The sequence below is a fragment of the Streptomyces sp. KL2 genome (assembly GCF_046529545.1).
GTDB classification, from domain to species: domain Bacteria; phylum Actinomycetota; class Actinomycetes; order Streptomycetales; family Streptomycetaceae; genus Streptomyces; species Streptomyces radiopugnans.
On record NZ_CP127170.1, the window covers coordinates 4,042,946 to 4,060,139 of the forward strand.

The following is a 17,194-nucleotide window of genomic DNA, read 5'->3' on the forward strand; positions in this document are numbered from 1 at the left end:
AGGCGCGGCCGGGGCGCCGGACACGGCGGGCGGAGCCCTGCGGTGGCCGGTCACCGAGGCGGAGGCGGTGGCCGAGCAGGAGCGGATCCGGGCCGCGGCCGACCCGGTCGGCCCGGGACCGGCACCGGGGCGGGCACGCCGCATCGCCGGGGTCGACGTCACCTACGACGAGGAGAGCGACCTGCTGGTCGCGGCGGCGGTGGTGCTGGACGCGGAGAGCCTGGAGGTCCTGGAGGAGGCGGTCCACACCGGCCGCAGCCGCTTCCCGTACATCCCCGGGCTGCTCGCCTTCCGCGAGCTGCCGCCGGTGCTGGCCGCGCTGGAGAAGCTCGGCACACCACCCGATCTGGTGGTCTGCGACGGTTACGGCTACGCGCATCCCCGGCGGGCCGGGCTGGCGGTGCACCTGGGCGTGCTGACCGGGCTGCCGTGCTTCGGTGTCGCCAAGTCGCCCTTCGTCTTCGACCACACCGAGCCGGGGCCGCGGCGGGGCGACGCCTCGCCGCTGCTGGACCGGCGGTCCGTCCCGCCCGAGACCGTGGGCCGCGCGCTGCGCACCCGGCCCGGCGTCAGACCGGTGTTCGTCTCCGCCGGGCACGGAATCGGCCTGGACCACGCCTGCGCCCACACCCTGCGTCTCGCCCCGCGCTACCGGCTGCCGGAGACGACGCGCGGCGCCGACGGACTCAGCCGCAGGGTCCTGAGGGAGATCAGGGAGGGCCTGCGGGAGCCGTACGGCGCCGCGGAGCGATGAGCCCCGTGCGGGGCGGTCAGCGCGACCCGGCGGTCTCTGCGGGCCCGGCCGTCCTGGCCGCCCCGGCGGGCTCGGCCGGCCCACCGGACCCTGCTGGTCCGGCGGTGCGCTGCCGGGCCGCCTCGGCGGCGTCCCGCTTGAAGAGCCAGTCCATCTTGGGCTCCACCGCGAACCGGAACGTCCGCCGCACCGGCGAACTGCACAGCACGGCCGCCAGGGCCGCGGCGCCGATCGTCAGCACGACGATGCCGGCCGGCGTGGTGATCCACGGGAACGCGTCGTACCACTCGAAGATCCGCGAGGCCTGCACCAGGAAGCCGTGCAGCAGGTAGGCGTACAGCGTCCCCGCGCCCAGCGCGGTGAACCACATGTGGCGCCGGGGGACCCAGGCGAAGAAGCAGGCGGACAGCACCAGCGAGCAGGCGAACATTGCGAGGTTCATGGCGATGCCGATCCACCAGGGCACGCCGAGTTCCTGGCCGCTGCTGTTGTGGTAGAACCACTCGAAGTTCATCCGGGGCCCCGACCAGTACGCGAAGACCAGCGCCGCGGCGGCCACGGGCACGCTCAGCAGCCGCACCCCGCGCTGCCGCACGCGCTCGAAGTGCTCGGGCCGCAGGCAGAGCCCGAGCACGAAGAACGGCAGGAGCTGCAGCACCCGCTGGAGGTCCAGGTCGTTGCCGATGTCGGGTGAGACGGAGGCCAGAAGGGCGATGCCCAGGGCTATCGGCAGGGGGCGGCGCAGCGTCTTCCACAGCGGGGTCGTCAGCCGCCACACGAACAGCGCGATCAGGAACCAGGTCAGGTACCAGGGATCGAGCAGGCTTATGGGGTGGTCCGGGGAGTCCGCCGCCTTCTTGAACAGGCTGTAGGCGGTCTCGAAGATCAGGTACGGCACGAGTACGCCGGTCACCAGCCGCCGCACCCGGCCCGGGCGCATGTCGAAGCTGCGGGAGAAGTAGCCGGAGACGATGATGAAGGCCGGCATGTGGAAGGCGTACACGAAGTTGTAGGCCGCCAGCACCGCCCGCGAGTCGTCGATCACGGGCCGCCAGGCGTGCCCCACCACGACCAGCGCGATCGCCAGGAACTTGGCGTTGTCGAAGAAGGCGTCCCGCTGCTTGGCTGCTCCCGCTCCGCTTCCCGGCCCGGGCCGGACGGCCTCCGGGGCGGACGGCGCGGACGGCACGGACGGTGCGGACGCGCCGGGTCTGGCGGGAGGGAGCGGGGAGCGCTCATGGCCGACGTGGAACATCTGCCGCACCTTAGTGGGAATCCATCCGGAGGTAAATCCGGGGAGGTCTCACCACCCCCTGAGCGGGGAATTGCGGCCGGTGCACCCTGGACGGCGGGCGGGCAGGAGACTCTTCCGCTATATGTCCGCTAAGTTCCATTTGCTCGCACTTTCCTTCCGTCTATGTCGGACTTGTCCCTCAAGGGGGTGCTGTTCTTTCCCGCGGGGTGTTTCTCCGTGCGGCGCGGGCCGCGGCGTCACCGAATTCCAGTGGTGAAGTTATCGGGAATGTTCTCGGCAGAACCGATCCGAAACACCGGTGTGTGCTGCACCGATCCGGCCGGCGTCCGGTGGGGCGCTCCGGCCGGCCCGCTCCGCTGACACGCCCGGGGCCCGTCGATCCTTCACCTGCCTCCACTGACGCGGCAGTTGGTGGCACGATGGTCACGCCGGGGACGCGGTGGAGGGTTCCCGGGCCGGCGCGGCCGGCGCAGAGGCGTTGCGACCGAGGGTGTGATCAGTTGTGGCCATTTCACTGTCTGTGGTGCTGCTCTTGGCGATCATCATGGTCGTTCTCATGCGCAGCGGCTCGCTGAAGGCGGGGCCCGCGCTCGTCGCGATCCTCTTCGGCTTCTTCCTGGCGTCGACGGGCATCGCCCCGTCGATCAACCGCTTCCTCGACTCGCTCGCCGAGTCGATCAACCAGATCACTTTCTGAGCCGCGCCCGGACGACCGCCTCGCCCGGGCGCGGAAAAAGAGCTTGGAGACGTGGAAACGGAGAACGGCCCGGTCCTCACCGAGGACCGGGCCGTTCTCCTTCGGAGCGGGCGACGGGAATCGAACCCGCGTAGCCAGTTTGGAAGACTGGGGCTCTACCATTGAGCTACGCCCGCAGCGCCGCCGTCGTCCACGGGGCAGGCAGATCATACAGATCGCAGCCGGCCGACCGTGAACCGCGTGCGGCACGCTCCGCATCGTACGGCATGTACTCTACGTGTCGCACGGACGGGGTGTGGCGCAGCTTGGTAGCGCGTCCGCTTTGGGAGCGGAAGGCCGTCGGTTCGAATCCGGCCACCCCGACCACGTACTATGAAAGACGCGCCTGTCTGTGTCGTGTCTGCGTGCGGGGCGCCCCACAAGAAGTACGAAGTCCCAGCAGTCAGCCCCCAAGGAGACCGACCGTGAAGAGCGCCGTGGAGACCCTGAACCCCACCCGGGTTCGGCTCACTGTCGAGGTGCCCTTCGAGGAGCTCAAGCCCAGCCTCGACGCGGCGTACAAGAAGATCAACCAGCAGGTCACCGTGCCCGGCTTCCGCAAGGGCAAGGTTCCCGCCCGGGTGATCGACCAGCGGTTCGGCCGGGGTGCGGTCCTGGAGGAGGCCGTCAACGACGCGCTTCCCAAGCTCTACCAGGACGCCGTCAACGAGGGTGAGCTGAGCCCGCTCGGCCAGCCCGAGGTCGACATCACCGAGCTCAAGGACAACGAGCTCCTGGCGTTCACCGCCGAGGTGGACGTCCGCCCCTCCATCGAGATCCCCGACTACTCCGGCATCGAGGTCACCGTCGACGCCGTCGAGGTCACCGACGAGGACGTGGAGAAGTCGGTCGAGCAGCTCCGCGAGCGCTTCGCCTCCACCACCGTCGTCGAGCGTCCCGCCGCCGAGGGCGACGTGGTCAAGATCGACCTGGAGGCCAGGGTCGACGGCGAGGTCCTGGAGGACGGCGTCGCCAAGGGCATCGACTACACCATCGGCTCCGGCGAGCTGCTGGACGGCATCGACGAGGCCGTCACCGGCCTGGAGGCCGGCGGTTCCGCGACCTTCACCTCCGAGCTCAAGGGCGGTTCCGCCGCGGGCCGCGAGGCCGAGGTCAAGGTGGACGTCACCTCCGTCTCCGCCCGCGAACTGCCCGAGCTGGACGACGACTTCGCCCAGCTCGCCAGTGAGTTCGACACCCTCGAGGAGCTGCGTGCCGACAGCCGCAAGCGCCTGGAGCGGATGAAGAAGTACGACCAGGCCACCCAGGCCCAGGAGAAGGTGCTCGACGCGCTGATCTCCCTGGTCGAGGTCCCGATCCCGGAGAAGCTCCTCCAGGACGAGGTCAACACCCGCAAGCACAACCTGGTCAACCACCAGCTCGCGCAGCTCGGCATGGACCTCGGGACCTACCTGAAGATGCAGGAGAAGTCCGAGGAGGAGTTCGAGGCCGAGCTCAAGGAGCAGGCGGAGAAGGGCATCCGGACCCAGTTCATCCTCGACGAGCTGGTCAGCAAGGAGAAGCTGAACGTCAACCAGGAGGAGCTCACCGAGCACCTCATGCGGCGCGCCCAGTCCTCCGGCATGAGCCCCGACCAGTTCGCCCAGGCCGTCGTCGAGGGCGGCCAGGTGCCGATGCTCGTCGGCGAGGTCGCCCGCGGCAAGGCCCTCGCGGTCGTCGTCGAGGCCGCCAAGGTCACCGACACCAACGGTGAGACCGTCTCCATGGAGGACGAGGAGGACGAGGAGTCCGCCGAGTCCGCCGACGCCTCCGCCGAGCCCGCCGAGCAGAGCGGCGAGAAGTCCGAGGGCTGATCCGCGGGGCCCCGCCCCACGACCGGCCGGACGGGCCCGTACGCGACACCGCGTGCGGGCCCGTTCGCGTACGGCGGAACACGCCGACCCCACCTGCGGGAACGCTCCCTGCGCTAACAGCGAACAGTTCTCGGACCGGGATGGCGCAGTCGGACCCGCGCGTTAGGGTCCAAGTACAGACGAAGACCCCAGAGACGGCCCTGCGGCAGACCGCGGCCGTCCGTACACGAGCAGGTGGACACGTGACGCTTCCGATGCCTTCCGCCGCCACCGAGCCGACCATCGGTGGCCTCGGCGACCAGGTCTACAACCGGCTGCTCAACGAGCGGATCATCTTCCTCGGCCAGCCGGTCGACGACGACATCGCCAACAAGATCACCGCTCAGCTGCTCCTCCTGGCCGCTGACCCGGACAAGGACATCTACCTCTACATCAACAGCCCGGGCGGCTCGATCACGGCCGGCATGGCGATCTACGACACCATGCAGTACATCAAGAACGACGTGGTGACCATCGCCATGGGCCTGGCCGCCTCCATGGGCCAGTTCCTGCTGAGCGCGGGCACCCCCGGCAAGCGCTTCGCCCTGCCGAACGCGGAGATCCTCATCCACCAGCCCTCCGCGGGCCTGGCGGGCTCGGCCTCGGACATCAAGATCCACGCCGAGCAGCTGCTGCGCACCAAGAAGAAGATGACGAGGCTGTCCGCGCTGCACACCGGCCAGAGCGAGGAGCAGTGGACCCGCGACGCCGACCGCGACCGCTGGTTCACCGCCCAGGAGGCCAAGGAGTACGGCCTGATCGACGAGGTCTACGGCTCCGCCACGCAGCTTCCGGGCGGCGGCGGTACGGGCGCGTGAGCGCCTGACGTCCCGCAGCTCGACACCGCAGCCAGTCCATCTCTCCAGAACGGTGTACCGCCACATGAACAGTCAGCACAGCTTCCCCGGGGCCGGGATCCACGACCGCCTCGAGGCCCGCTACGCCGGGCCGTCGGCCGAGTCCCGCTACGTCGTTCCGCGCTTCGTGGAGCGCACCTCGCAGGGCGTGCGGGAGTACGACCCGTACGCGAAGCTCTTCGAGGAGCGCGTGATCTTCCTCGGTGTGCAGATCGACGACGCCTCCGCCAACGACGTCATGGCGCAGCTGCTGTGCCTGGAGTCGATGGACCCCGACCGCGACATCTCGGTCTACATCAACAGCCCCGGCGGCTCCTTCACGGCGCTGACGGCCATCTACGACACGATGCAGTTCGTCAAGCCGGACATCCAGACCGTCTGCATGGGCCAGGCCGCCTCCGCCGCGGCCGTGCTGCTCGCCGCCGGCACCCCCGGCAAGCGGATGGCGCTGCCCAACGCGCGGATCCTGATCCACCAGCCGTACAGCGAGACCGGCCGCGGCCAGGTCTCCGACCTGGAGATCGCCGCCAACGAGGTGCAGCGGATGCGCACCCAGCTGGAGGAGATGCTCGCCAAGCACTCCAACAAGGCGATCGAGCAGATCAGCCAGGACATCGAGCGCGACAAGATCCTCACCGCCGAGGAGTCGCTGGAGTACGGCCTGATCGACCAGATCATCTCCACCCGCAAGACCTCGGTGGGGCTGGGCTGAGTCCGCGGATTCTCCCGAACATTTCCGCCCCCCTCGGGTCGAGTCGGTCCGAGGGGGGCCCATTCAGGGGGCCGGGCAAGGTACCGTCATAGGGGGTCCGGGGGCCGCCCCCGCCAAGGCCCAGAGCAAGCACCCGGGTTCGCGGAACTCGACGGATCCCAGGCGAAGGAGAAGCACCTCGTGGCACGCATCGGTGACGGCGGCGATCTGCTCAAGTGCTCGTTCTGCGGCAAGAGCCAGAAGCAGGTGAAGAAGCTCATCGCGGGGCCGGGCGTCTACATCTGCGACGAGTGCATCGACCTCTGCAACGAGATCATCGAGGAAGAGCTCGCCGACACCTCCGAGATGCGCTGGGACGAGCTGCCCAAGCCGCGCGAGATCTACGAGTTCCTCGAGGGGTACGTCGTCGGCCAGGAGGCCGCCAAGAAGGCGCTCTCCGTCGCCGTCTACAACCACTACAAGCGGGTGCAGGCGGGCGAGAACGGCGGCTCGCAGGGCCGTGACGACGGCATCGAGCTGGCCAAGTCCAACATCCTGCTGCTGGGCCCCACCGGCTCCGGCAAGACACTGCTGGCGCAGACCCTCGCCCGGATGCTGAACGTCCCCTTCGCCATCGCCGACGCCACCGCCCTGACCGAGGCCGGCTACGTGGGCGAGGACGTCGAGAACATCCTGCTGAAGCTGATCCAGGCCGCCGACTACGACGTGAAGAAGGCCGAGACCGGGATCATCTACATCGACGAGATCGACAAGGTAGCCCGCAAGAGCGAGAACCCGTCGATCACCCGCGACGTCTCCGGCGAGGGCGTGCAGCAGGCGCTGCTGAAGATCCTGGAGGGCACCACCGCCTCCGTGCCGCCGCAGGGCGGGCGCAAGCACCCCCACCAGGAGTTCATCCAGATCGACACCACGAACGTGCTGTTCATCGTGGGCGGCGCCTTCGCCGGGCTGGAGAAGATCATCGAGTCCCGGGCGGGTGCCAAGGGCATCGGCTTCGGCGCCACGATCCGCTCCAAGCGCGAGATCGAGGCCAGCAACCAGTTCGAGGACGTCATGCCCGAGGACCTGGTCAAGTTCGGCATGATCCCGGAGTTCATCGGCCGTCTGCCGGTCATCACCTCCGTCCACAACCTCGACCGCGAGGCCCTGCTGAAGATCCTGGTCGAGCCGCGCAACGCGCTGGTCAAGCAGTACCAGCGGCTGTTCGAGCTCGACGGCGTGGAGCTGGACTTCGACCGCCCGGCGCTGGAGGCCATCGCCGACCAGGCGATCCTGCGCGGCACCGGGGCGCGCGGTCTGCGCGCGATCATGGAGGAGGTCCTGATGTCGGTGATGTACGAGGTGCCCTCGCGCAAGGACGTGGCGCGTGTGGTGATCACCGAGGACGTCGTCCACTCCAACGTCAACCCCACCCTGGTGCCCCGCTCCCGCGGCGAGCGCGAGCAGGGCCAGGGGCCGCGCGAGAAGAGCGCGTAGCGCCGGCGCGCGGACGCGCGGCAGGTGAACGTGCGGCGGGGGCCGCCCGGAAGGATTCCGGGCGGCCCCCGCCGCACGCGGCCCTGCGTCAATCTGCCTTGACGCGCACGTCGTTGCGGAGCTTCGTCATGATGTCGGCGGTTCCGTCGAGCGAGAGCCCCTTGCCGCCGAAGATCGCGGAGACATCGCTGTACCCCCCGTACGCGACGGTGCTGTGGTCGCCCCAGATGCAGAACGGCACGGAGAGTCCCTTCCCGCCGATGCCGGTGGAGGAGTCACCGCCGGTGAACTCGATCGCCTGGCACTTCATGACGGCGTTCTCCAGTCCGGCGGGGGACACCTTCTCCGGTTCGCCCACCAGCTTGGCGGTTCCCCCGCCGCCGAGAGTGGGATCCTCGTCGGCTTCCTTCTCCAGCTTCGAGAACATGGCGTCGATGACCGCCTCGGGGTCGTCGATCTTCCCCCAGGCCCCCTGGAACTGGATGCTCTTCTGGGTGGCGGCCTCCCCGGAGGTGTAGTTGCCGCCGACACCCTGGGCGCCCTCGACCCCGAACTGTTCGAATTCCTCGACGTCGCTGTCGGTGAGGCCCCCGCTGCCGGCCTTCCTGTACTCACCGCCGAGCACGGTTTCGGGGGCGATCAACTTGTGCGGCCCGTCGTCGGCGATGTCGCTGCCGCCGCCGCCGGAGAAGACGAAGTAGCCGCCCACCGCCAGGCCGACGACCGCGAGGACGGCCACCAGAGCGCCGATCGTCTTGCCCTTGCCGCCACCGGGCGGAGGCGGGGGCATGTACGCGCCGGGCTGCTGCGGGTAACCCGGCTGCCCCCAGCCGCCCTGCTGGGGGAAGCCCGGCTGCTGCGGGTGGCCGTAACCCGGCTGCGGGCCTCCGTATCCCGGCTGCCCCTGCGGCGGCATGCCGGGCTGCTGCGGGTGGCCGTACCCCGGCTGAGGGCCTCCGTACCCCGGCTGAGGTCCGCCGTACGGCGGCTGCGGCTGCTGACCGTACGGACCGGGCTGCGGCGGCGGCTGGTTGTGACTCACGCTGGGGCTCCCCCTTGGTCGGACACGTTCACGAATGGGCCGTCCCATCCTGGCGGACCCCGGCGCTCCCCCGTCACCCGGACCCCCAAACCGGTTCGAGACCGCCGCACGGCCGCCCGTACACTGGCCGTCGTGACCGAGAACACTCAGCAGAGCCCGACCCCCGCGGGGGCGGAGCCGTCGAACAGCGCCCATGCCGACCTGCCGACCCAGTACGTTCCGGCCGAGGTGGAGGGGAAGCTGTACGAGCGCTGGGTAGAGCGCGGTTACTTCGAGGCGGACGCCAAGAGCGACAAGCCGCCGTACACGATCGTCATCCCGCCGCCCAACGTCACCGGCAGCCTGCACCTGGGCCACGCCTTCGAGCACACGCTGATCGACGCCCTCACCCGCCGCAAGCGGATGCAGGGCCACGAGACGCTGTGGCAGCCGGGCATGGACCACGCCGGCATCGCCACCCAGAACGTCGTCGAGCGCGAGCTGGCCAAGGAGGGCAAGTCCCGCCACGACCTGGGCCGCGAGGCGTTCGTCGAGCGGGTGTGGCAGTGGAAGTCGGAGTCCGGCGGGCAGATCTCCGGTCAGATGCGGCGGCTGGGCGACGGCGTCGCCTGGTCGCGTGAGCGCTTCACCATGGACGAGGGGCTCTCCCGGGCCGTCCAGACGATCTTCAAGCGGCTCTACGACGACGAGCTGATCTACCGCGCCGAGCGGATCATCAACTGGTGCCCGCGCTGCCTGACGGCCATCTCCGACATCGAGGTGGAGTACGCCGACCAGGACGGCGAGCTGGTCTCGATCCGCTACGGCGAGGGCGAGAACTCCATCGTCGTGGCCACCACACGCGCCGAGACGATGCTCGGCGACACGGCCGTGGCCGTCCACCCCGACGACGAGCGCTACGCCCACCTCGTCGGCACCGAGATCGAACTGCCGCTCACCGGCCGGCGCATCCCGGTCGTCGCCGACGAGCACGTGGACCCCGGGTTCGGCACGGGTGCCGTCAAGGTCACCCCGGCGCACGACCCGAACGACTTCGAGATCGGCCGCCGCCACGACCTGCCGAGCATCACGGTCATGGACGAGCACGCCGTGATCACGGCCCACGGTCCGTTCCAGGGCCTGGACCGGCTGGAGGCGCGCTCGGCGATCGTCGGCGCGCTGCGCGCCGAGGGGCGCATCGTCGCCGAGAAGCGCCCCTACGTCCACTCCGTCGGCCACTGCTCGCGGTGCAAGACGACCATCGAACCGCGGCTGTCGATGCAGTGGTGGGTGAAGGTCGGCCCGCTGGCGAAGGCCGCCGGCGACGCGGTGCGCGACGGCCGCGTCACCATCCACCCCAAGGAGATGGAGTCCCGCTACTTCGGCTGGGTCGACAACCTCCACGACTGGTGCATCTCCCGCCAGCTGTGGTGGGGCCACCGCATCCCGATCTGGTACGGCCCCAACGGCGAGACCGTCTGCGTCGGCCCGGACGAGGAGCCCCCGGCCGGCGAGGGATGGCACCAGGAGACAGACGTCCTGGACACCTGGTTCTCCTCCGGCCTGTGGCCCTTCTCCACCCTCGGATGGCCCGAGCGGACCGAGAGCCTGGAGAAGTTCTATCCGAACTCCGCCCTGGTCACCGGCTACGACATCCTCTTCTTCTGGGTCGCCCGGATGATGATGTTCGGCCTCTACGCGATGGACGGCACCCCGCCGTTCAGCGAGATCGTGCTCCACGGCATGGTCCGCGACGAACACGGCAAGAAGATGTCGAAGGCGTTCGGCAACGTCGTCAACCCGCTGGACTGGATGGACAGGTACGGGTCCGACGCCGTCCGCTTCACGCTCGCGCGCGGCGCCAACCCCGGTGTCGACGTCCCCATCGGCGAGGACTGGGTCCAGGCGTCCCGCAACTTCGCCAACAAGGTCTGGAACGCCACCCGCTTCGCGCTGATGAACGGGGCCACGGTCGAGGGCGGCCTGCCCGCGCCCGAGGAGCTGTCGGCGACCGACCGCTGGATCCTCTCCCGGCTGAACACGGTCGTGGCCGAGGTGGACGCGTACTACGACGACTACCAGTTCGCCAAGCTCTCCGACCTGCTCTACCACTTCGCCTGGGACGAGGTCTTCGACTGGTACGTCGAGCTGTCCAAGACCACCTTCGCCGCGGGCGGCGACGCGGCCCGCGCCTCCGCCCGCGTCCTGGGCGAGGTCCTGGACACCACGCTGCGGCTGCTCCACCCGGTGATGCCGTTCGTCACCGAGACGCTGTGGACGACGCTGACCGGCGGTGAGTCCGTGGTGATCGCGGACTGGCCCTCCGACTCCGGCTTCCGCGACACGGCGGCCGAGCAGGAGATCGCCACCCTCCAGCAGGTGATCACCGAGGTCCGCCGCTTCCGCGCCGACCAGGGCCTCCAGCCCGGCCAGCGCGTCCCGGCCCGCCTCACCCTGGAGGGGACGGAGCTGGTGGCGCACGAGGCGGCCATCCGCTCCCTGCTGCGCCTGCAGCCGGCCGGTGAGGACTTCCGGGCCACCGCGTCCCTGCCGGTGGCCGGGGCGAAGGTGGAGCTGGACCTGTCCGGCGCGATCGACTTCGCCGCCGAGCGCAAGCGTCTGGCCAAGGACCTGGCGGCGGCGGAGAAGGAGCTGGCGCAGACCACGGCCAAGCTCGGCAACGAGGGCTTCCTGGCCAAGGCCCCCGACCACGTGGTCGCCAAGATCCGCGCCCGCAGGGAGCAGGCCGAGGCGGACATCGCCCGGATCTCCGCCCAGCTGGAGGCACTGCCGCAGGCCTAGGAACCCCCGCGAGCGGGTAGGGGGACGGATACGACGAGAGAGCGGTGGCCGCCGCGCCCGGCCCGGGCGCGGCGGCCACCGCCGTCTCCGTACACTGAAACGGTGAGTGAGCAGCCCCCGCACGACCCGCACGAAGGCCCCGGCGACGCCTCCGGTGAGGAGGGGGAGCACGGCGATCCCCTGGAGCGGTTCGACGAGATCATCGACGCCGAGACCGACCGCGACCCCGATCTCGCCGTGATCGAGGCCGGCAGCCGTACCCTGCGCACCCAGGCCGGGCCGGCCGGAGGCGGCGAGCTGCCGACCCGGCCCGAGGACCCGGAGCTGGACCGGGCGCTGCGGGCGGTGGAGGCCGAGCTGGTGGGGCGGTGGCCCGAGACGAAGCTGGAGCCGTCCCTGGCGCGGATCGCCGCGCTGATGGACGTGCTCGGCGAGCCGCAGCGCTCCTACCCCTCCATCCACATCACCGGCACCAACGGCAAGACCACCACCGCCCGGATGATCGAGGCGCTGCTGGGCGCCTTCGACCTGCGCACCGGGCGCTACAGCAGCCCGCACGTCCAGGCCATGACCGAGCGGATCAGCCTGGACGGCGCGCCGATCTCCGCCGAGAGGTTCATCGAGACGTACGAGGACCTGCGGCCGTACGTGGAGATGGTGGACGCGGCCCAGGAGCACCGGCTGTCGTTCTTCGAGGTCATGACGGGCATGGCGTACGCGGCCTTCGCCGACGCGCCGGTGGACGTGGCGGTCGTCGAGGTCGGCATGGGCGGGAGCTGGGACGCCACCAACGTGATCGACGGGTCCGTCGCCGTCGTCACCCCGATCGCCCTGGACCACACCGACCGGCTGGGCGAGACGACCGAGGAGATCGCGGGGGAGAAGTCCGGCATCGTCAAGCGGGGCGCCACCGTGGTGCTGGCCCAGCAGCCGGTGGAGGCCGCCTCGGTCGTACTGCGCAGGGCCGTGGAGATGGACGCCACCGTCGCCCGTGAGGGCCTGGAGTTCGGCGTCGTCTCCCGCGAGGTCGCAGTCGGCGGGCAGCTGCTGACGCTGCGCGGCCTGGGCGGGGAGTACCCGGAGGTCTTCCTGCCGCTGCACGGCGCCCACATGGCGCACAACGCCGCCGTGGCGCTGGCGGCCGTCGAGGCGTTCTTCGGCATCGGCTCCCGGCACGCCCGCACCCTGGACATCGACGCCGTCCGCACCGCCTTCGCCTCCGTGACGTCCCCGGGACGACTGGAGGTGGTGCGCCGCAGTCCCACGGTGGTGCTGGACGCCGCGCACAACCCCGCGGGCGCCCAGGCGACGGCCGCCGCGATCACCGAGGCGTTCGGCTTCAGCCGGCTGATCGGCGTGGTCGCCCCCAGCGCCGAGAAGGACGTGAGGGGGGTGCTGGAGGCCTTCGAACCGGTCTTCGCCGAGGTCGTGCTCACCCGCAACGCCACCCCCCGAGCCATGGACGTGGACGAGCTCGCCGCGCTGGCGGTGGAGGTCTTCGGCGAGGAGCGCGTCCAGGTCGAGCCCCGGCTGGACGACGCGCTGGAGGCGGCCATCACCCTGGCCGAGGAGGAGGGCGAGTACTCCGGCGCGGGCGTACTGGTCACCGGCTCGGTCTTCACCGTCGGCGAGGCCCGGCTGCTGCTCGGAAAGGACAGGTGACACACGGTGCGTACGCTCTGCGCGTCCACGCTCATCGGCGAGTTCCTCGTCATCGGCTTCGCCTCCCTGGTGGCGACGCGGCTGGGCGGACTGCCCGCGGGGACGGTGTGGGCGGTCGGCGGCACGGCGATGGTGCTGTGCCTGCTGCTGTGCGGGATGCTCGGCAGGCCCGGCGGGCTCCAGCTCGGCTGGGCGCTGCAGATCGGCCTGATCGCCTCCGGCTTCGCCGTCCCGGCGATGTTCTTCCTCGGCGCGGTCTTCGCCGGGCTGTGGTGGGCGTCGATCCACTTCGGCCGGGTGATCGACGAGGCGAAGGCCCGTTCCGCGGCGGGGGCCGGCGCCGCCTGACCGGTCCGCGTTGCCGGCCCGCGCGGCCGGCACCGCGGAGCCGGCACCGCGCGACGGGTGCCGACGGGTGCCGACGGAGCGCGGGAGGGCCCCCTGTAGCCTCTGAGCACTTGTGAGAGCCCGTACACACGTGAAAGCCCCAAGGAGCAGCCGACCATGAGCCAGCGCACCCTCGTCCTCCTCAAGCCCGACGCGGTCAGGCGGGGCCTGATCGGCGAGATCGTCGGGCGCATCGAACGCAAGGCCGGCTGGACGATCAGCGCGATGGAGCTGCGCACGCTGGACCGCGCCACGCTGGAGCGGCACTACGCCGAGCACGTCGGCCGCCCCTTCTACGAGCCGCTGCTGGAGTTCATGGCGTCCGGTCCGTCCGTGGCGATGGTCGTCGAGGGCGAGAGGGTGGTCGAGGGCGTGCGCGCCCTGGCCGGCCCGACCGACCCGATCGCCGCAGCACCCGGCTCCATCCGGGGGGATTTCGGAACGATCGTGCGTGAGAACCTTGTCCACGCCTCGGACTCCGAGGAATCCGCCGAACGGGAGCTGAAGATCTTCTTCCCCTCCCACGGCTGACGGCGTGCCAGAAACGCGAACCTCTTGACCTGGGGCGATCGATGGAATTCGATCGCCCCACGTGAATTCGCCCTCCACGCGAGGGAACGAATCACCCGGACGCGACGTCACCACATACGGGGATGAACCGCGTTCCGCCGACAATGACGGAGGAGGAACCCTCTCACCGCGTTCGAAGGAGCGCGACTACGATGGAAACTTCTCCGGGCCCCGCAGCGCACGCTGTCGTCCTCCCCTCACATCGCTCCAGTCGGAAGGCCTGACGTATCCTCATGGCGAACAACATGTCGTTCATCGGCCGTGACATGGCTGTCGACCTCGGGACCGCCAACACGCTGGTGTACGTCAGGGGTCGCGGGATCGTCCTCAACGAGCCATCGGTCGTCGCCATCAACACCAACACCGGCGGAATCCTCGCGGTCGGCGCCGAGGCGAAGAAGATGATCGGCCGCACCCCGGGCAACATCGTGGCGGTCCGCCCCCTCAAGGACGGGGTGATCGCGGACTTCGAGATCACCGAGCGGATGCTCCGCTACTTCATCCTCAAGATCCACAAGCGGCGTTACCTCGCGCGCCCCCGTGTGGTCGTGTGCGTCCCCTCCGGTATCACCGGTGTCGAGCGACGCGCGGTCATCGAGGCGTCCACCCAGGCGGGCGCCCGCCAGGTGCACATCATCGAGGAGCCGATGGCGGCCGCCATCGGTTCGGGGCTGCCGGTCCACGAGGCGACGGGCAACATGGTCGTCGACATCGGCGGCGGCACAACCGAGGTGGCCGTGATCTCCCTCGGCGGGATCGTCACCGCGCAGTCCATCCGGGTGGCGGGCGACGAGCTGGACAACGCGATCATCCAGCACATCAAGAAGGAGTACAGCCTCCTGCTGGGCGAGCGCACGGCCGAGAGCATCAAGATCACGATCGGCTCGGCGTACGACCTGGAGGAGGACGAGCACACCGAGATCCGCGGCCGCGACCTGGTCAGCGGGCTGCCCAAGACCGTGGTCATCTCGGCCTCCGAGGTCCGCAAGGCCATCGAGGAACCCGTCAACTCCATCGTGGACGCGGTGAAGACCACCCTCGACAAGTGCCCGCCCGAGCTCTCCGGAGACATCATGGACCGCGGCATCGTCCTCACCGGCGGCGGCGCCCTGCTGCGCGGCCTGGACGAGCGGCTGCGGCGCGAGACGGGCATGCCCATCCACATCGCCGAGGACCCGCTGGACTCGGTGGCGCTGGGCTCGGGCAAGTGCGTCGAGGAGTTCGAGGCGCTCCAGCAGGTGCTCGACGCCCAGCCGCGGCGGTGACGCCGGGCCCGGCCGGTCCCCGCCGCGCCGCCCCCGCCCGCCCGCGGGACGGAGGCGGCGGGCGGGCCGGGGAGCCGGGCCGACACCACGGTCAGACAAGTCCAACAAGGGAAGGCACGGCCGTCGCACGTGAGGGATACACGAGAGAGCCGGCTGCTGCTCGTTCTGCTGGTCGCCGTCGCGTTCGCACTGATCACGGTGGACATCCGCGGCGGTGAGCGATCGCCGCTGGACGGGGCGCGGCAGGTGGCCGCGTCCGTCCTCGGCCCGGTGGAGAGCGGTGTCGCCACCGCCGTCGACCCCGTCGGCAACGCCATCGCGGCCGTACGGGACTCCGGCGAGCGCTACGACCGGATCAGCGTACTGGAGCAGGAGAACGCCGAACTGAAGCAGAGGCTCGCCGCCTCCGACCGCGACAACGCCCGGGTCGAGCAGCTCGACGACCTGCTGAGGACCGCGGGCGCCGGGCAGTACGGCATCAAGGCCGCCCAGGTCGTCGGGATCGGCGCCGCCCAGGGCTTCTCCTGGACCGTCACCATCGACGTCGGCCGCGCCGACGGCATCAGGCGGGACATGACGGTGATAAACGGCGACGGACTCGTCGGCCGGGTCACCACCGTCGGACCGAGCACCTCCACCGTGCTCCTGGCCAACGACCCCGACTTCACCGTCGGCACCCGGATGGAGGGCACCGGCGAGCTCGGCTTCGCGGGCGGCCGCGGCGACAGCGCGCTGACCGTCCAGCTCCTCAACAGCAAGGCCGAGGTGAAGAAGGGCGACCGCCTGGTCACCTTCGGCTCCAGCAACGACCGGCCGTTCGTGCCCGGTGTGCCGGTGGGCGAGGTCATCCGGGTCGATCCGCACAGCGGCGGTCTCACCCGGACGGTGCGGGTGCGGCCGTACGTCGGCTTCACCAAGCTCGACATCGTCGGCGTCGTCGTCAAGCCGCCGCGCACCGACCCGCGTGACGCGGTCCTCCCGCCCAAGCCGAAGGACCGGCCAGTCCCGACGGTCACCGTGACCGCCGACCCCTCGGCCGCCGCCGATCCCTCCACCGGCCCCTCGGCGGGCACCGGCCCCTCCGCGGACGCCGCTCCCTCCGGGGGCGCCACCCCCAGCCCTTCCAGGAGCTGACCGACAACGATGCACCCCAACCGGATCCTGCTCTCGATCGCGCTCGTCATCGTGGCCCTGGTGGTCCAGGTCAGCGTGCTGGCCCGGCTCCAACTGCCCGGCGCCGTACCCGACCTGCTGCTGCTGACCGTCCTCGGCCTGGCGCTGGTGTACGGCCACACCGGCGGCGCCCTGGTCGGCTTCGCGGCCGGGCTGCTGGCCGACCTCGCGCCACCCGCCGACCACGCCGTGGGCCGCTACGCCCTGGTGCTGTGCGTCATCGGCTACGCCGCCGGCCTGACCAAGCCGGAGAACGGCCAGCACCGCTCGGCCACCGTTCCGATGCTCGTCGTGGCCGGCGCCGCCCTCTCCTCCACCCTGCTCTACGCCGGCGTCGGCGCGCTGGTCGGCGACACCGCGGCCCGCCATGTGGGCCTGGGCCTGCTGCTGACCACGGCCACCCTCTACGACCTGCTGCTCGCGCCCTTCACCGTCCCGGTGGTCATGGCGCTGGCCCGCCGTACCGCGCACGACCCGCTCGCCGACACGGCCGGCAGCGCCGGCGACGGCGCCCGCACCTACGGCGGACTGCTCGGCTCCGGAGGGATCGGCGGGCTGCGCGGCCGCACCGGCCGCCTCGGCGGCCGGGCGGTCCGGATGTCCAGGAGCGGAACGGGGCGGATCAAGGGCGTCAAGCGACTGTGACGGCGGCGGCGACTGTGACGGCGGCA

Annotated in this window: 15 protein-coding genes and 2 tRNA genes; 14 read left to right on the forward strand and 3 right to left on the reverse strand. The window is 70.6% G+C overall.

The window, feature by feature from the left end:
- Window positions 1-37: 37 nt before the first annotated feature.
- Complete coding sequence (locus QPK52_RS18190) at window positions 38-754, forward strand: endonuclease V (protein WP_410540377.1); 717 nt, start codon at window positions 38-40, stop codon at window positions 752-754.
- 16 nt (window positions 755-770) lie between these two features.
- Here QPK52_RS18190 and QPK52_RS18195 read toward each other — a convergent pair whose 3' ends face one another.
- Entirely contained in the window at window positions 771-2,009 is a 1,239-nt protein-coding gene (locus tag QPK52_RS18195; protein WP_410538543.1) for an acyltransferase family protein, read from the reverse strand.
- 502 nt (window positions 2,010-2,511) lie between these two features.
- Here QPK52_RS18195 and QPK52_RS18200 point away from each other — a divergent pair.
- Window positions 2,512-2,706 (forward strand): hypothetical protein, encoded by a 195-nt coding sequence (locus tag QPK52_RS18200; RefSeq protein ID WP_093654442.1) that lies wholly within the window; start codon window positions 2,512-2,514, stop codon window positions 2,704-2,706.
- Between the two features lie 105 nt (window positions 2,707-2,811).
- Here QPK52_RS18200 and QPK52_RS18205 read toward each other — a convergent pair.
- Window positions 2,812-2,882, reverse strand: a tRNA-Gly gene (locus tag QPK52_RS18205).
- A 113-nt stretch (window positions 2,883-2,995) separates the two neighbouring features.
- Here QPK52_RS18205 and QPK52_RS18210 point away from each other — a divergent pair.
- The 5 genes from QPK52_RS18210 to clpX all read left to right on the forward strand — a co-directional run bounded on the left by QPK52_RS18210 (window position 2,996) and on the right by clpX (window position 7,643).
- A tRNA-Pro gene (locus QPK52_RS18210) sits at window positions 2,996-3,072 on the forward strand.
- 98 nt (window positions 3,073-3,170) lie between these two features.
- Window positions 3,171-4,559 (forward strand): trigger factor, encoded by a 1,389-nt coding sequence (tig, locus tag QPK52_RS18215; RefSeq protein WP_410538544.1) that lies wholly within the window; start codon window positions 3,171-3,173, stop codon window positions 4,557-4,559.
- 254 nt (window positions 4,560-4,813) lie between these two features.
- A complete protein-coding gene (locus QPK52_RS18220; protein ID WP_177213868.1) occupies window positions 4,814-5,416 on the forward strand; it encodes an ATP-dependent Clp protease proteolytic subunit in 603 nt (200 codons plus the stop codon).
- Between the two features lie 64 nt (window positions 5,417-5,480).
- Window positions 5,481-6,167 carry an ATP-dependent Clp protease proteolytic subunit gene (locus QPK52_RS18225; RefSeq protein WP_410538545.1) on the forward strand — a complete coding sequence of 229 codons (687 nt, stop codon included), beginning with the start codon at window positions 5,481-5,483 and terminating at the stop codon, window positions 6,165-6,167.
- A gap of 180 nt (window positions 6,168-6,347) precedes the next feature.
- Window positions 6,348-7,643 carry an ATP-dependent Clp protease ATP-binding subunit ClpX gene (clpX, locus tag QPK52_RS18230; protein ID WP_093654456.1) on the forward strand — a complete coding sequence of 432 codons (1,296 nt, stop codon included), beginning with the start codon at window positions 6,348-6,350 and terminating at the stop codon, window positions 7,641-7,643.
- 88 nt (window positions 7,644-7,731) lie between these two features.
- Here the strand turns inward: clpX and QPK52_RS18235 are convergent, their stop codons facing one another.
- Window positions 7,732-8,685 carry a hypothetical protein gene (locus QPK52_RS18235; RefSeq protein WP_410538546.1) on the reverse strand — a complete coding sequence of 318 codons (954 nt, stop codon included), beginning with the start codon at window positions 8,683-8,685 and terminating at the stop codon, window positions 7,732-7,734.
- A 132-nt stretch (window positions 8,686-8,817) separates the two neighbouring features.
- On the opposite strand from QPK52_RS18235, the gene QPK52_RS18240 reads away from it, so the two are divergent.
- The 7 genes from QPK52_RS18240 (at window position 8,818) to mreD (ending at window position 17,168) form a co-directional block, all read left to right on the forward strand.
- Window positions 8,818-11,466: a valine--tRNA ligase gene (locus tag QPK52_RS18240; protein WP_410538547.1), complete on the forward strand. Its 2,649-nt coding sequence runs from the start codon at window positions 8,818-8,820 to the stop codon at window positions 11,464-11,466.
- Between the two features lie 102 nt (window positions 11,467-11,568).
- Window positions 11,569-13,128 carry a bifunctional tetrahydrofolate synthase/dihydrofolate synthase gene (gene folC / locus QPK52_RS18245; protein ID WP_410538548.1) on the forward strand — a complete coding sequence of 520 codons (1,560 nt, stop codon included), beginning with the start codon at window positions 11,569-11,571 and terminating at the stop codon, window positions 13,126-13,128.
- 6 nt (window positions 13,129-13,134) lie between these two features.
- A complete protein-coding gene (locus QPK52_RS18250; protein ID WP_410538549.1) occupies window positions 13,135-13,476 on the forward strand; it encodes a DUF4233 domain-containing protein in 342 nt (113 codons plus the stop codon).
- Window positions 13,477-13,632: 156 nt separating this feature from the next.
- A complete protein-coding gene (gene ndk, locus QPK52_RS18255) occupies window positions 13,633-14,046 on the forward strand; it encodes a nucleoside-diphosphate kinase (protein WP_410538550.1) in 414 nt (137 codons plus the stop codon).
- A gap of 284 nt (window positions 14,047-14,330) precedes the next feature.
- Entirely contained in the window at window positions 14,331-15,350 is a 1,020-nt protein-coding gene (locus QPK52_RS18260) for a rod shape-determining protein (RefSeq protein WP_279948674.1), read from the forward strand.
- A gap of 129 nt (window positions 15,351-15,479) precedes the next feature.
- Entirely contained in the window at window positions 15,480-16,484 is a 1,005-nt protein-coding gene (mreC, locus tag QPK52_RS18265) for a rod shape-determining protein MreC (RefSeq protein WP_410538551.1), read from the forward strand.
- Window positions 16,485-16,493: 9 nt separating this feature from the next.
- On the forward strand, window positions 16,494-17,168 hold the full coding sequence (mreD, locus tag QPK52_RS18270) for a rod shape-determining protein MreD (RefSeq protein ID WP_410538552.1): 675 nt from the start codon (window positions 16,494-16,496) through the stop codon (window positions 17,166-17,168).
- Window positions 17,169-17,194: the final 26 nt, after the last annotated feature.